This window comes from Mesorhizobium sp. LSHC420B00, from assembly GCF_000503055.1.
GTDB lineage: Bacteria > Pseudomonadota > Alphaproteobacteria > Rhizobiales > Rhizobiaceae > Mesorhizobium.
This window is the reverse complement of record NZ_AYVY01000002.1, coordinates 528655-542721: the sequence shown is the minus strand read 5'-3', so window position 1 is coordinate 542721 and position 14067 is coordinate 528655. Positions and strand designations below refer to the sequence as shown.

Below are 14067 nucleotides of genomic sequence, written 5' to 3'. Positions count from 1 at the left end.
CTGACTGGTCGAACCCGATGAAATTTTTCCGTCCTTCCACCGGGCTCATGACGCTCGGCCTGCTGCTGCTCTCGCTTGTGCCGGTCTCAGCACAGCTTTTCGAGACCAAGGCCGCGCAGGCCTTCATGATCGACGCCGAAACCGGCACCGTGCTGTTTTCCAAGGATGCGGACAGGTTGATCCCGCCGGCCTCGCTGGCCAAGCTGATGACGATGGAAGTGGTCTTCGACGCCATCAAATCAGGGCGCATGACGCTCGACGACACTTTCGTGGTCAGCGAGAACGCCTGGCGCAAGGGCGGCGCTCCTTCGGGGACATCGACCATGTTCGCGAAACTCAAGTCGACGATCCGGCTGGAGGACCTGATCCAGGGCGTGACCGTGCAGGCGGCCAATGACGGCTGTATCGTCATCGCTGAAGGAATGGCCGGGTCCGAAGCGAATTTCGCGGCGCAGATGACCGAGCGCGCCCGCCAGATCGGCTTGCAGAAATCGACCTTCGTCAATTCCACCGGTCTGCCGGCCGACGGGCAGCAAACGAGCGTTCGCGAGCTTGCGCTTCTGGCCCTGCATATCTGGCGCAACTACCCGGATCTCTACCGCTATTATGGCCAGAAGGATTTTAGCTGGAACAAGATTTCCCAGAGGAACCGCAACCCGTTGCTGGCCATGGATATAGGCGCCGACGGCCTTGCAGTCGGCGCCAGCGAGCAATCCGGATTCGGCATAGTCGGCTCGGTCAGCCACAATGGAACAAGGATGATTGCGGCAATGAGCGGACTGGCAAACGACCGCGAGCGCGCCGAGGAAGCGCGAAAGCTGCTCGACTGGGGCGTTCGCTCGTTCGAGAAGACGGAGATATTCGCCAAGGACGAAGTGGTTGGCGAAGCCCAGGTCTTTGGCGGCTCCAAATCCGGCGTCGCGTTAAAGGCTAATGGACCCGTGGAGATCTTCCTACCGATCGCCAACCGCGACAAGCTCACCGCCAGGATTGTCTATGACGGACCGGTGGCAGCGCCGGTGGAGGAGGGGCAGCCGGTGGGTACGCTGCGCGTCTGGATCGGCGATACGCTGAGCCAGGAGACGCCGCTTTTTGCCGCCGAGTCGATCGGTGTCGGTTCGTTGCCGCAACGCGCGCTCGATGCCGCCAAGGAACTGGCCGTCGGCTGGCTGCGTTAGCACCGTCGCGGTGGACCTTTTTTCCCGCCGGGACTATACGGTCCCCGAAGTATGGACAAAGGCTTTGGCGCGCGGATTTTTCATCACTTTTGAAGGCGGCGAAGGAGCAGGCAAGTCGACGCAGATCGGGCGGCTGGCAAAGAAGATGCGCGCCAAGAAATACGATGTACTGGTGACGCGTGAGCCGGGTGGCTCGCCGGGCGCGGAGGCGGTCAGGCATGTCCTGCTTTCAGGCGCAGCCGAGCCGTTCGGCCCCAAGATGGAAGCGCTGCTTTTCGCCGCCGCGCGTTCCGACCATGTCGAACAGGTCATCCGGCCGGCAGTCGAGCGCGGCTCGGTCGTGCTTTGCGACCGCTTCATGGATTCCTCTCGCGTCTACCAGGGCGTNCTTTACGACGACGGAAAAGCTGGAGATAGCCCAATCTCTTGCGGCGGCCGGCAGTCGAGCGCGGCTCGGTCGTGCTTTGCGACCGCTTCATGGATTCCTCTCGCGTCTACCAGGGCGTCACCGGAGGCCTCGACCCGGCATTCATGGACGCGTTGGAGAAGGTCGCCATCAACGGCATGGTGCCGGACATGACGCTGATCTTCGACATCGACCCCGCCGAGGGACTGAGGCGCGCTACCGCCCGACGGGGCAGCAGTGACGGCCCGGACCGCTTCGAGAAGGAAACATTGGCCATCCACCAGCGCCGCCGCGAGGCGTTTCTGACGATCGCCGCGGCTGAACCCGAACGCTGCGTCGTCGTCGATGCATCAGCCGACCCGGACACGGTGGAGGATGTCGTTACCGCCACCGTCTTCGCGGCTCTCGAGAAGATGATGCCGGCGCAAAGCAGACAGGCGGCGCCGGCATGATTTTCGAACGCATCGCACCCGAACAGCACGATACGCTGGACGGGGTGCCGGAGCCATCCGAGACGCCGCGTCTCGTCGGACATCTTCAGGCCGCCGATATGCTTGCCGCCGCCTATCGCTCGGGAAAGCTGCCGCACGCGCTGATCTTTGCCGGGCCGGTCGGCATCGGCAAGGCGACGCTGGCCTTTCACCTGGCGCATCACCTGTTGAAGCACGCGGCCTTCGGGCAGGCGCCGGAAAGCCTTGCCGTTCCCGATCCGGCATCGTCGCTGTTTCGTCAGATCGCCACCGGCGCGCATCCTTCGGTGCTGCATCTTACGCGCCCCGCAAACGACAAGACCAAGAGCTTCAAGACCGTGGTCACCGTCGACGAGATCCGCAAGGTCAGCCGCTTTCTGTCGCTGACCTCGCATGACGGCAGCTACCGGGTGGTTATCGTCGATCCCGCCGACGACATGAACACCAATGCTGCCAATGCCTTGCTGAAGAATCTTGAAGAACCACCGGCGCGCACCTTGTTCATCCTCATCGTCCATGCGCCGGGCAGCCTGCTGCCGACGATCCGGTCGCGCTGCCAGATGGTGCGGTTGGCGCCGCTCGATGCCGAGAGCTTGATGACGGTTCTGGAGGGCATCGAGCCACCGCCACCGGAGGATCCTGCGGCGCGCGCGGCGCTGGCGGAACGGGCAGGGGGCAGCGCCCGCACTGCGATCCTGTTGACGCAATATGGCGGGCTGGAAATCGCCGCCACCCTCGACGCCCTGGTGATGGCCAAAAAGACAGATGTCGCCGGCGCCTACCGTCTTGCCGAGGCGGTCGCCGGCCGCGACCAGGCGATCCCGTTCGAGACATTCAATCGCCGCGCACTTGATCTTCTGTCGGCCGGCGCCAGCCAGGCCGCGCTGGCCGGCGATTTGGCGCGGGCCAAAACGCTGTCGGATACTTGGCACGAGGCTTTGAACGCTATATCTGAAACCGAGACCTACAATCTCGACAAGAAGCAGCACGCCCTGACCATGATCGACCGCCTGAATTCTGCAATGCGAATGTGACGGCCGCTGGCGTGGCTTTGAAGCCCCTGAGTTTTGATCCCAATCAATCGCAGGAACTTCGAAGCCACCACATTGGCGTCGGATGGCAATTGCCGTTTCGATGCGATATCTCACCGCGACATCTTTCATTCAGACATTCATGACGGCTCATCCATGGCACGCGAAAAATACTACGTCACGACGCCGATTTTCTATCCGAACGGCAAGCCGCATATCGGCCATGCCTACAATGTCATCGCCAGCGACACGCTGGCCCGCTTCCAGCGGCTCGACGGCAAGGACGTCTTCTTCGTCTCGGGAACCGACGAGCACGGTTTGAAGATGCAGCAGACGGCGGACGCCGAAGGCTTAGCGCCGAAAGCGCTTGCCGATCGCAACTCGGCGATCTTCCGCTCGATGCTCGAAGCGACCGGTTGCTCGAACGACGTTTTCATCCGCACCACCGAGGAGCGTCATTACAAGGCCTGCCAGGCGATCTGGACGCGCATGGCTGAGAATGGCGACATCTACCTCGACCGCTACAGCGGCTGGTATTCGGTGCGGCAGGAAGCCTATTTCGACGAGGCCGAAACCAAGGTCGGTGACGACGGCGTGCGCCGCGAACCACTCGGCTCGCCCGTCGAATGGACCGAGGAAGAGAGCTATTTCTTCCGCCTTTCCGCCTATCAGGACAGACTGCTCGCGCTCTACGAGAACAGCCCCGAATTCGTCGGACCGGCGGAGCGGCGCAACGAAATCATCAGCTTTGTCAAATCCGGCCTGAAGGATCTGTCGATCTCGCGCACCACATTCAAATGGGGCGTGCCGGTGCCCGGCGATGAGAAGCATGTGATGTATGTCTGGGTCGATGCACTAACCAACTACATCACCGCTGCCGGCTATCCGGATCCGGCCAATGAGAGATGGTCTTTCTGGCCGGCAAACGCCCACGTCATCGGCAAGGACATCATCCGCTTCCACGCGGTCTACTGGCCGGCATTCCTGATGTCGGCTGGCATCGAATTGCCGAAGCGCGTGTTCGCGCATGGTTTTCTGTTCAACCGTGGCGAGAAAATGTCGAAGTCGGTCGGCAATGTCGTCGATCCGTTCGCGATGATCGAGCACTACGGCCTTGACCAGGTGCGCTATTTCTTCATGCGCGAAGTGCCGTTTGGCCAGGACGGCAGCTACAGTCACGATGCCATCGTCAACCGCACCAATGCCGATCTTGCCAACGATCTCGGCAATCTGGCGCAGCGCTCGCTGTCGATGATCGCCAAGAACTGCGGCGGCGTGGTGCCTAAGCGCGGCGAATTGAGCAATGCCGACAAGGCGATCCTCGATCAGGCCAATGCCGCCCTTGTCACGGCGCGCAGGACGATGGCCGACCAGGGCATCCATCTGGCGCTGGCGGCGATCTTTGGCGTGGTGGCGGAAGCCAACCGCTATTTCGCCGGCCAGGAGCCATGGGCGCTGAAGAAGACCGATCCGGCACGCATGGAAACGGTGCTGTGGACCACGGCTGAAGTGATCCGGCGTGTCGGGCTGCTCTGCCAGCCCTTCATTCCGGAGTCGGCGGCAAAGCTGCTCGACCTTTTGGCGGTGCCGGCGGACAGCCGCGATTTCGCGAATGTCGCCGAGGCTCACGCGCTGGTATCCGGTACGGCGCTGCCGGCGCCGGAACCGGTATTTCCACGCTATGTCGAGCAAACGGAAACAAGCGCCTGATGCTGGTCGACAGTCACTGCCATCTCGACTTTCCGGATTTCGCCGAGGAGCGGGCGGCCATCGTCGCCCGCGCAAAGGCTGCCGGTATAGGTCACATGGTGACCATCTCGACACGCGTGAAGCGGTTTGCGCAAGTGCTTGAGATTGCTGAGAGTTTCGACGAAATCTATTGCTCGGTCGGCACCCATCCTCACAATGCCGGCGAAGAGCTGGATGTGACGGCTGAGGACCTTGTGCGNGTGTCGGCCGCATGGTGACGATCTCGACGCGGGTGAAGCGGTTTCAACAAGTGCTTGAGATTGCGGAGACTTTCGATGAGGTCTATTGCTCGGTCGGTACCCATCCGCACAATGCGGCCGAAGAGCTTGATGTGACTGTCGAGGATCTGGTGCGGCTGTCCGATCATCACAAGGTGGTGGCGATCGGCGAGGCCGGGCTCGATTATTTCTACGATCATGCGCCGCGCGATGCACAGGCGCAGGGCTTTCGCACCCACATCGCCGCGGCTCGTGAGACCGGTCTGCCGCTGGTCATCCATTCACGCGACGCCGACGACAACATGGCTGATATCCTCGAAGAAGAAACAGGGAAGGGCGCCTTCCCCTTCATCTTGCACTGTTTTTCATCGGGGCGCCGGCTGGCCGAGATCGGCGTGGCGCTCGGCGGCTACGTTTCGTTTTCCGGCATCCTGACTTTCAAGAACTCCGCCGAGCTGCGCGCCGTCGCCGCCGATGTGCCGCGCGACCGTCTGCTGGTCGAAACCGACGCGCCATACCTTGCGCCGATCCCGTTTCGCGGCAAGCGCAACGAGCCTGCCTATGTCGCGCATACAGCCAAGGTGCTGGCCGACACGATCGGCGTCAGCGAGGCCGAGATCGCTGCTATCACCACCGACAATTTCTTCCGGTTGTTCAGGAAAATGCCGCGCCCGAGCGCGCCGGGCGCCTGACGCATGAGCGATCGGTTGCGTCTTACCGTCCTCGGCTGCGGCTCATCGCCGGGCACGCCACGCATCACCGGCGACTGGGGTAATTGTGATCCGACCAACCCAAAGAACCGGCGCATGCGCACCGCAGCGCTCGTCGAGCGGATCGCGGCGAATGGCGCCAGGACCACGGTCGTCATCGACACCGGCCCGGATTTTCGCGAGCAGATGCTGCTGGCATCGGTCAGGCGCATCGATGCGGTCGTCTATACGCATCCGCATGCCGACCACATCCACGGCATCGACGATTTGCGCGGCTTCGTGCTCGAGCAGCGCCATCGGATCGACATCCATGCCGATCAGGTTACCATGCTGCGGCTGAGGGAAGCGTTCCGCTACTGTTTCGAAACACCGAAAGGCAGTTCGTATCCGCCGATCGTCAACGCCCATATCATCGACCACAACAGGCCGGTGGTGATCGAAGGCGAGGGCGGCGCCCTCACCATCGAACCGCTGCCGCAAATCCACGGCGACATCATCTCGCTGGGTTTTCGTATCGGCAATCTCGCTTATTGCCCTGACATCAGCGACTTTCCGGGAGCGACAGCCGAGCGTATGCGCGGGCTGGACATGCTGGTCATCGACGCGCTGCAATACACCTTCCATCCGAGCCATCTGTCGCTTGGCCAGGCGCTCGGCTGGATCGAAAGACTGGCGCCGAAGAACGCGGTGCTGACGCATATGCATGTGCCGCTCGACTACGCCACGGTAATGGCCGAGACGCCGGCCAACGTCGAGCCTGCCTATGACGGCATGACGATCGAAATCCCTTACAAATCAGCGTAAAGGACCAAGGTTTTCATAGCTGGGTTACAGAGTTCGCTCACCGCCCAGCGGCTCGCTTATGCTATCTTCGCCACGTCCTATCGGCCATGTCAGTTCCATAATCTATCTTATGCGACTGAAGCCTGTAGCGTCCACTGAAGCCTGTAGCGTCCGTTGGCAGCGAGACAGCATTTGTGGGGCAACGGCGTGCTAGGGTTGCGAATCATGAACACACTGCTTGCAAGTCTTGCCCTCACCCTCGCCTGCGCATTCACTGACGCGCGAGCGCAGGACTTTGATCGTGCGCCAGGCGAGAATGACCTGGCTTTCGCGAAACGTGTGGTTGGGTTCGCGGACAACGTTGATCCGCACACCACAGCCGTGACCTGGAACGGCCTCCAGACACTGTTCGTCGATTACCAGACCACTGAGGAATATCCGGAACGCCCACTCGTCGCACTACAGCAGCAACCCGACGGGTACCGTACAATCCAGGTCACGCTTGGCGAACACGAAGGCGGCACGCCAGAGATTACAGCGCTCGGCCTCGTCAACGCCGATCACGATCCGGCAAAGGAACTGACTGTCATACTTGCCTGGCCTGTTTCGCACTACGACGTTTCGGGGACGCTCTACGAAGTTCGCATCTTCGACGCCCCCAAACCGGGCCAGAAGGCGCTGACGCAATTGAAAGTGAGCCAAAAGTTCGACGCCACCTGCGACTGCGGATGGCGCGACGGCACGACGAAGCGTTTCCGTTTCAAGACGATCAGGGCGGTCAAGGCTGAATTGAAGCGCTTGGGCTATTAGCCGCCGGCGAGAGCTCGCTTGCCGGATGCTGCCCCCGCCTACCCGGTGACCGGCAACCGTCACGAGCGCCGGCACAGGCTGGGTCGCTCGTCAGAATTCCATATCCCCGAAGTCACCGCCATTATCGGAGCTGGCATCGTCTGCCTGGTCGGCTTCGTCCGGCTGCGGTGCCGCCAAACATGCCGGCGATCGCATTGCCGAGCAGCACGCCGCCTGCCACCCCCATCGCGGTCTGCGCGGCGCCGGCAAGGAACCCGCCGCCGGCCCGCTGTGACTGGTCTTGTGGCTCCTCCGCGGCAGCAGAGGCGGTGCGCGCTACCCGCGGAACCGAGCCTGAGCGCCTGCCGCCGCTGCGGCCGAAGAAGCCACTGAGCGGTCCACCGCCGGCAGGCTGCCGCGCCTGCTCCTCCAGCTCTTCGATGCGCGCCTGCGCTGCGTTCAGGGCCCGCTCCTGCACCACGATCGTCTGTGCCATGTAGTATGGCGCCCCAGGCTGCTGGGTGATCTGGTCCTGGATCAAGCGTTCCGCTTCGGCATCGCGCGGCGGCGCCTGGCGCTCGACATTTGCGAGCTTCTCGAAGAGCTGTCCGATCGCCTGCTGGTCGTTTCTGTCCATGATGTACTATTCCGGTCTCGGTCCGACGCGGCTATTCGCGCTCGCCGGTGAAGTTCAGCAACAGCTGGAAGATGTTGACGAAGTTCAGATAGAGCGAGAATGCACCAAAAACGGCGAGCTTTTGCTGTGTTTCGGCGCCGAAGTTTTCGGCGTACTGCTCCTTGATCGTCTGCGTGTCCCAGGCCGTGAGCCCGACGAAGACGGCGATTCCGATCACCGAGATCGCAAACTGCAGCGCTGTCGAACCCAGGAAGATATTGACGATGCTGGCGATCACCACGCCGATCAGGCCCATGATCAGGAAGGACGAGAACTGCGTCAGGTCGCGACTGGTCGTATAGCCATAAAGGCTGGTGGCGCCGAACATGGTGGCGGCGATGAAGAAGGTGCGGGCGATGCTGGTGCCGGTAAAGACCAGGAACACGGAAGCCAGCGAGAGACCCATGACCGCGCAGAACGCCCAGAACATTGCCTGGGCCCCGGCCGCCGACATCGTCTGCATACGGAACGAGAACAGCAGCACAAAGGCCAGCGGCGCCAGCATCACCACCCATTTCAGCGGGGTGGAGAAGATCGGCACGTAAAGGGCGGGCGTGGAGGCCACCACGAGGGCGATCACGCCCGTAACGACGAGGCCAAGGCCCATGTAGTTATAGACGCGCAGCATGTGCCGGCGCAGGCCTTCGTCGTAGACGGCTCCGGCTCGGGCTCTGGTCCCAATGTATCCCAGATTGTTCATTTGGTTCTCCTTCTTAGAGGTAGTCGATCAGTAGAGTGTTTTGGCGAGCGCTTCGGCCGTGCGATCGAGGCCGCGGACATCGCTACGTGCGACGACTGCGTAGGCGACCTCGCCGATCTGGAAATAGGCCGAGGAAACCTCGCCCGACGGAACGACAGTCGGCTTGACGACGTCGAATGTTCCGGGCCGGATGGCGAACAGCGAGAGCAGCCCCATCTCTTTTGTCTCGACAGCCATCTCGACGCTCGGGCCGAACTGCGATGGGTAGATCTGCACGTCACGGACCGTCCAGTCCGTTGGCAGCGATGGCATGACGATCGCCGTGGCGGCGCGGATTTCGTCGGCATTGTAGCCGGGCGCCTCGAGTTGTGACGACATCGCCTCGCGCACGAGCGTCGTCCGATGCGCCCGGACTGCGTCCTCCACATAGGCGGGCGGATGGGTCGAAGCGACGACTTCCGTCACCGATATCGGTCCGATGAGCCCGTTCGCAAGCCAGCCGGCGGCGACGAAAACAGCGACAGCCGCCGCACGCTGCAAAGCACCAAGGACACGGCCGCGCGCTAACCCCCGCTCCAGCCGCCGTGCCGCATCAGCCGTCGCCGGCCGCGCCATGCCTTTCGATCCGGCAAGCGCCACGCGCAGCTCGTCACGCGTCCTCAGATCAGTCATCACCCGCGCGGCCGCTTCCGGGCGAGCCGAAAGGAACGCCTCGACCTCGATGCGACGAGCAACGTCCAGCTGATCGTCGACATAGGCGTCGAGATCGGTGTCGGTGACGGGATCGCGCAGTTGGTTCATGATCCACCTCCGACGATCTTCAGATGGCTTTTCGTGCGTGCCGGTGCCGCGTCCTCCATCTCGCGGAGTGCCGCACGCGCCCTGCCGATGCGCGACATCAGCGTGCCAAGCGGCACGCCGCTAACCTCGGCCGCCTCGCTGTAGCTAAGCCCCTCGATGGCGACGAGATGCAGCGCGCAACGTTGCTCTTCCGGCAATGTGAAAAAAGCGTCGCGCACCTGTGCCAGCCGGACGGAATGTTCCTGCGGAGCCTGGACGCTGGCCTCGGTGAGATGGCCGGCCTGTTCGATGCGCACCGCTTCGGATTTGCGGGATCGCAAGCCGTCGATGAACGCATTGTGGACGATTGACAGCAGCCATACGCGAAGATTTCCGCCTGAGCGGAAGCTGCCGCGTCGCTCATAGGCACGCACCAGCGCATCATGCACCAGATCCTCTGCATCGGCGCTGTCGCGCGTCAGCGAGCGTGCGTAGCGGCGCAGCGAACCGAGCTGTCCCAGAATATCGAAGCGTGGCATCGGCCGTTTCATGTCCTGTTTACGGAGCAGGTCGGGGTTTTAATCCCGCTCTCCCCGAATTTTTTCGGCTCGCCGCGCTCTCGTCCTGGGAGATCTCGGGCCTGCCCTCGCCCGGCAGATAGTATCGGCCGCCCTCGAGGCAAACCGGCGCCGAGTTGGCGCATATGAAACCGCTGGCAAAGCACGGCCGGTTTGCGTATCACTCCGCCGCCAACGGAACCTTATCGATGTTCGAAAATCTCCAGCCCGCGCCCGCCGACAAGATCCTTGCCTTGATCGGGCTCTATCGCGCCGACCCGCGTCCCGACAAGGTCGATCTTGGGGTCGGCGTCTATAAGGATCGCGACGGCAAGACGCCGGTGATGCGCGCGGTGCGCGAAGCCGAAAAGCGGCTGCTGCGAGGCCAGGACACCAAGACCTATCTCGGCCTTGCCGGCGATACCGCCTTCAACGCGGCAATGGCTAGGTTGGTGTTCGGCCCAAAAGCCGACATGACGCGCATTCGTGCGGCACAGGCGCCCGGCGGCTCCGGCGCGCTGCGGCTGGTGGCAGAGCTGCTGAAAAGGACCCGCGCCGACGCGACGGTCTGGCTATCGGATCCGACATGGCCGAACCACATGCCGGTGATGCGCGCCGCTGGCCTGCAGATACGCGAGTACCCCTATTTCGACGTTGCTTCTGGTGCGGTTCGCTTCGACGACATGCTGGATGCGTTGAGAACCGCGAATCCCGGCGACGTCGTGCTGTTGCATGGCTGTTGCCATAACCCGACGGGCGCCAATCTAGACATCTCGCAATGGGCTGCCGTTGCCGATCTCGTCGTTGAGCGTGGTCTGCTGCCCTTTGTCGACATCGCCTATCAAGGCTTTGGCGAGGGGCTTGATGCGGATGCCGCCGGCTTGCGCCTGCTGGCGGCGAAAGTTCCGGAAATGGTCGTTGCCTCGAGCTGCTCGAAGAACTTTGCCGTCTATCGCGACCGCGTTGGTGCAGCGCTGATCATGGCGAAAGACGGTGCGCAGGCGGATATGGCGATGGGCCAGATGCTGTCGGCGGCGCGCGCCATGTATTCGATGCCGCCGGACCATGGCGCGGCTGCGGTGCGCATGGTGCTCGAGGACGCTACGTTGCGGGCCGACTGGGAAGCAGAGCTTGAAGAGATGCGCCTGCGCATGCTGCGGCTGCGCGTCCAGTTCGCCGAAGCGCTGCGGCGGCAGTCCAACTCCGACCGTTTCGATTTCGTCGCCAGCCATCGCGGCATGTTTTCCCGGCTTGGCCTGTCGGAAGCGCAAGTCGAGCGGCTGCGCGCCGAGCATGGCATCTACATGGTCGGCGACAGCCGCATCAACGTTGCCGGCCTGCCCGAGGACGGCATGGACGCGCTCGCCAAGGCGATTGTCTCCGTGCTCGACTGATACTTTTTGCTTGACCATGATCTTTTCCGAAAACCGGCTTCCACGATCATGGTCTGGCCGCCGATCTGTGGACAAGGCGCCCTCACCGGCTGAAGCTGTTGGCCGCACAGCCGTGTACAGGATAGCGTTTCCCAGATGAAACCCTCGAAAGACATTTCCCGGCTGATCGAGATCATGGCAGCGCTGCGGGCGCCGGAAACCGGCTGCCCGTGGGATATCGAGCAGGACTTTTCGACAATCGCGCCATACACGGTAGAGGAAGCCTACGAAGTGGCGGACGCCATCGCGCGGGGCGACCTGGACGATCTGCGCGATGAACTCGGCGATCTCCTGTTGCAAGTGGTCTACCACGCGCAAATGGCCGAGGAGGCCGGCGAATTCTCATTCGGCGATGTGGTCGAGGCCATCACCACAAAAATGATCCGCCGCCACCCGCATGTTTTCGGCGACGAAAAGGCGCGCAGCGCCGGCATGGCGAAGGGCATGTGGGAAAAGATCAAAGCGGAGGAAAAAGCGGAGAAGCGCAGCGCCCGCCTCGTCCGAGGGCTCGACCCCGAGGACCATGGCAAGGGCTTTCTCGACAGCGTGCCGGTCGCCCTGCCCGCGCTGACCCGGGCCCTCAAACTGCAGGAAAAGGCCGCCCGCGTCGGCTTCGACTGGAGCGAGGCGGCACCGATCCTCGAAAAGATCGAGGAGGAGATCGGCGAATTACGCGAAGCGCTGGCCAAAGGCGACAGCGCACCGATCAAGGACGAGTTCGGCGACATGCTGTTTGCGATCGTCAATCTCGGCCGGCACCTCAAAATCGATTCCGAAGCGGCACTCAGCGGCACCAACGAAAAATTCCGGTCGCGCTTCCACCATGTCGAGCAGGCGCTGCAAGCGTCGGGAAACAACCTCGAAGAGGCGACGCTGGACGAGATGGAAGCGCTCTGGCAGCAGGCAAAAAGCGCGAAATAAACGCCCTACCCATTGTTTTGACGTCGCAATCGGCTTTCTATCTCTTGTCGAGCACTGTGTGTGGCCTTGAGCGCGATGGTCACGCTGCCATCCTCATTGTCATCACGCGAGACGATGTCGCCGTTGCGGTAAAGCCAGTCGACGACGCCGAGTTGGTCGGCCTTGAGCGTGACCGTGAACGTCTCCAGTTCGCCCGACATCATCGTCTCGATGATCGCCTTCAGCGCATCGATGCCTTCGCCGGTAACCGCCGATATGGCGATAGGCGGCGCCTTCCTGCCGTCAGCACCATCGGCAAGCAGCCGCGCGCGGTTGCCCTCGTCGAGCCGGTCGATCTTGTTCCACACTTCGATGACGCGCTTGCTATCGCGGGCATCAACGCCGAGATCGGCAAGGATGCGCTCGACATCTTCGGCCTGTGCGGCCGTATCGGGGTCGGAGATATCGCGCAGATGAATGACGAGGTCTGCCTCGACCACTTCCTCCAGTGTCGCCCTGAAGGCCGCGACCAGATGCGTTGGCAGGTCGGAAATGAAGCCGACCGTATCGGAAAGGATGACCGGCGTTCCGTGCCGCAGGCGCACGCGGCGCAGCGTCGGGTCGAGCGTGGCAAACAGCATGTCTTCCGCCAGCACCCCTGCTCCGGTCAGCCGGTTGAACAGCGTCGACTTGCCGGCATTGGTGTAGCCGACGATCGCCACCACCGGAAACGGCACCTTCTTGCGCTTGGCGCGGTGCAGGTCGCGGGTGCGGCGCACCGTTTCGAGCTCATGCTTCAGCTTGGTGATCTTGTCCTGCAACACACGCCGATCCGACTCGATCTGCGTCTCGCCAGGGCCGCCGAGAAAGCCGGCGCCGCCGCGCTGGCGCTCAAGGTGGGTCCAGCTCCGCACAAGGCGGCCCTTCTGGTAGTTGAGATGGGCAAGGTCGACCTGCAGCGTGCCTTCCTTGGTGCGGGCGCGCTCGCCGAAAATCTCCAGGATCAGCCCGGTGCGGTCGAGCACCTTGGCGTTCAACTCTTTTTCGAGATTGCGCTGCTGTACCGGTGTCAGCGGATGATCGACAATGACCACTTCCGCGTGCCCCTCTTTGACGATCTCGGCGAACTCCGCGACCTTGCCGCTGCCGAGCAAGGTCGCCGGGCGTGGATCGTTGACGGTCACCACTGCCGTGTGGACCAGGTCAAGGTCGATGGCGCTGGCGAGGCCGACCGCCTCGTCGCGACGGGCCTCGGCGGAACGGGTCAGGCGCGGGCGATTGGTGTCGTCGTTGCCACGCGGCTGCCGGGTAAGCACCGGCACGATGACCACCGCCCGGGTCGGACCGTTGGCCTCTGTCCCGGTCTGATGTGCTGGTTTTCCGCGAACGCTGCGGTCCGCGTCTTTCTCACGTGCCAATCAGGCGCCCTGGCTTTCCTCACCATCGAACATCTGAACCGGCTGGCTCGGCATGATCGTGGAAATGGCGTGCTTGTAGACGAGCTGGGAATGGCCGTCGCGACGCAGCAGAACGCAGAAATTGTCGAACGAAGTGACCACGCCGGTCAGCTTCACGCCGTTGATGAGAAAGATGGTGAGTGGGTTTTTGCTCTTGCGAACTGAATTCAGGAACAGGTCCTGAAGATTTTGCGATCGTTCCGCCATTGTTCTTGTCTTTCGCCGATCCC

14 protein-coding genes and 3 pseudogenes are annotated in these 14067 nt (G+C 62.5%); 11 read left to right on the top strand and 6 right to left on the bottom strand.

All coding sequences use genetic code 11. The features are described from left to right. Positions 1 to 47: 47 nt before the first annotated feature. The 9 genes and pseudogenes from X760_RS46550 (at position 48) to X760_RS46530 (ending at position 7355) form a co-directional block, all read left to right on the top strand. Positions 48 to 1178, top strand: coding sequence for a D-alanyl-D-alanine carboxypeptidase family protein (locus X760_RS46550; protein WP_036244342.1), 1131 nt, complete (start codon positions 48 to 50; stop codon positions 1176 to 1178). A gap of 64 nt (positions 1179 to 1242) precedes the next feature. Beyond that, positions 1243 to 1565 (top strand): annotated as a pseudogene (gene tmk, locus X760_RS0137195) (dTMP kinase); the annotation flags it as partial. Positions 1566 to 1610: 45 nt separating this feature from the next. Continuing rightward, a pseudogene (locus tag X760_RS0137190) lies at positions 1611 to 2036 on the top strand (thymidylate kinase); the annotation flags it as partial. Next, on the top strand, positions 2033 to 3088 hold the full coding sequence (locus tag X760_RS46545; protein WP_023717589.1) for a DNA polymerase III subunit delta': 1056 nt from the start codon (positions 2033 to 2035) through the stop codon (positions 3086 to 3088). The pseudogene X760_RS0137190 and the gene X760_RS46545, both read left to right, overlap by 4 nt. Positions 3089 to 3208: 120 nt before the next feature. Further along, positions 3209 to 4795, top strand: a complete 1587-nt coding sequence (gene metG, locus X760_RS46540; protein WP_280940409.1) for a methionine--tRNA ligase — start codon at positions 3209 to 3211, stop codon at positions 4793 to 4795. After that, complete coding sequence (locus tag X760_RS0137185) at positions 4795 to 5052, top strand: TatD family hydrolase (protein WP_031193561.1); 258 nt, start codon at positions 4795 to 4797, stop codon at positions 5050 to 5052. The genes metG and X760_RS0137185 overlap by 1 nt, the downstream gene beginning before the upstream one ends. Continuing rightward, positions 5037 to 5744, top strand: a pseudogene (locus X760_RS0137180) (TatD family hydrolase); the annotation flags it as partial. The gene X760_RS0137185 and the pseudogene X760_RS0137180, both read left to right, overlap by 16 nt. A 3-nt stretch (positions 5745 to 5747) precedes the next feature. Next, the gene (locus X760_RS46535) at positions 5748 to 6566 is read left to right on the top strand and encodes an MBL fold metallo-hydrolase (RefSeq protein WP_023717587.1); all 819 of its coding nucleotides are present in this window, start codon (positions 5748 to 5750) and stop codon (positions 6564 to 6566) included. 204 nt (positions 6567 to 6770) lie between these two features. Next, positions 6771 to 7355 carry a hypothetical protein gene (locus tag X760_RS46530; protein WP_023717586.1) on the top strand — a complete coding sequence of 195 codons (585 nt, stop codon included), beginning with the start codon at positions 6771 to 6773 and terminating at the stop codon, positions 7353 to 7355. A gap of 121 nt (positions 7356 to 7476) precedes the next feature. On the opposite strand, the gene X760_RS46525 is transcribed toward X760_RS46530, so the two are convergent. Genes X760_RS46525 through X760_RS46510 form a run of 4 tightly spaced genes read right to left on the bottom strand, consistent with a single transcriptional unit; the run spans position 7477 to position 10029 of the window. Beyond that, entirely contained in the window at positions 7477 to 7971 is a 495-nt protein-coding gene (locus X760_RS46525; RefSeq protein ID WP_156948023.1) for a DUF2076 family protein, read from the bottom strand. Between the two features lie 31 nt (positions 7972 to 8002). Further along, positions 8003 to 8710 carry a Bax inhibitor-1/YccA family protein gene (locus tag X760_RS46520; RefSeq protein ID WP_023717585.1) on the bottom strand — a complete coding sequence of 236 codons (708 nt, stop codon included), beginning with the start codon at positions 8708 to 8710 and terminating at the stop codon, positions 8003 to 8005. Positions 8711 to 8737: 27 nt separating this feature from the next. Further along, positions 8738 to 9511 carry an anti-sigma factor gene (locus tag X760_RS46515; RefSeq protein WP_023717584.1) on the bottom strand — a complete coding sequence of 258 codons (774 nt, stop codon included), beginning with the start codon at positions 9509 to 9511 and terminating at the stop codon, positions 8738 to 8740. Then, entirely contained in the window at positions 9508 to 10029 is a 522-nt protein-coding gene (locus tag X760_RS46510; RefSeq protein WP_198030460.1) for a sigma-70 family RNA polymerase sigma factor, read from the bottom strand. Before X760_RS46510 ends, X760_RS46515 begins: the two co-directional genes overlap by 4 nt. A gap of 227 nt (positions 10030 to 10256) precedes the next feature. Between X760_RS46510 and X760_RS46505 the strand changes: the two genes are divergently transcribed. Together X760_RS46505 and mazG are read left to right on the top strand one after the other, a co-directional pair. Continuing rightward, the gene (locus X760_RS46505; RefSeq protein ID WP_023717582.1) at positions 10257 to 11441 is read left to right on the top strand and encodes an amino acid aminotransferase; all 1185 of its coding nucleotides are present in this window, start codon (positions 10257 to 10259) and stop codon (positions 11439 to 11441) included. A 135-nt stretch (positions 11442 to 11576) separates the two neighbouring features. Continuing rightward, on the top strand, positions 11577 to 12401 hold the full coding sequence (mazG, locus tag X760_RS46500) for a nucleoside triphosphate pyrophosphohydrolase (RefSeq protein WP_023717581.1): 825 nt from the start codon (positions 11577 to 11579) through the stop codon (positions 12399 to 12401). Between the two features lie 5 nt (positions 12402 to 12406). On the opposite strand, the gene hflX is transcribed toward mazG, so the two are convergent. Both hflX and hfq read right to left on the bottom strand, forming a co-directional pair. After that, the gene (gene hflX / locus X760_RS46495; protein ID WP_023717580.1) at positions 12407 to 13798 is read right to left on the bottom strand and encodes a GTPase HflX; all 1392 of its coding nucleotides are present in this window, start codon (positions 13796 to 13798) and stop codon (positions 12407 to 12409) included. Further along, the gene (gene hfq, locus X760_RS46490; protein WP_006202172.1) at positions 13799 to 14044 is read right to left on the bottom strand and encodes an RNA chaperone Hfq; all 246 of its coding nucleotides are present in this window, start codon (positions 14042 to 14044) and stop codon (positions 13799 to 13801) included. It abuts the gene before it with no gap. Positions 14045 to 14067 lie beyond the last annotated feature (23 nt).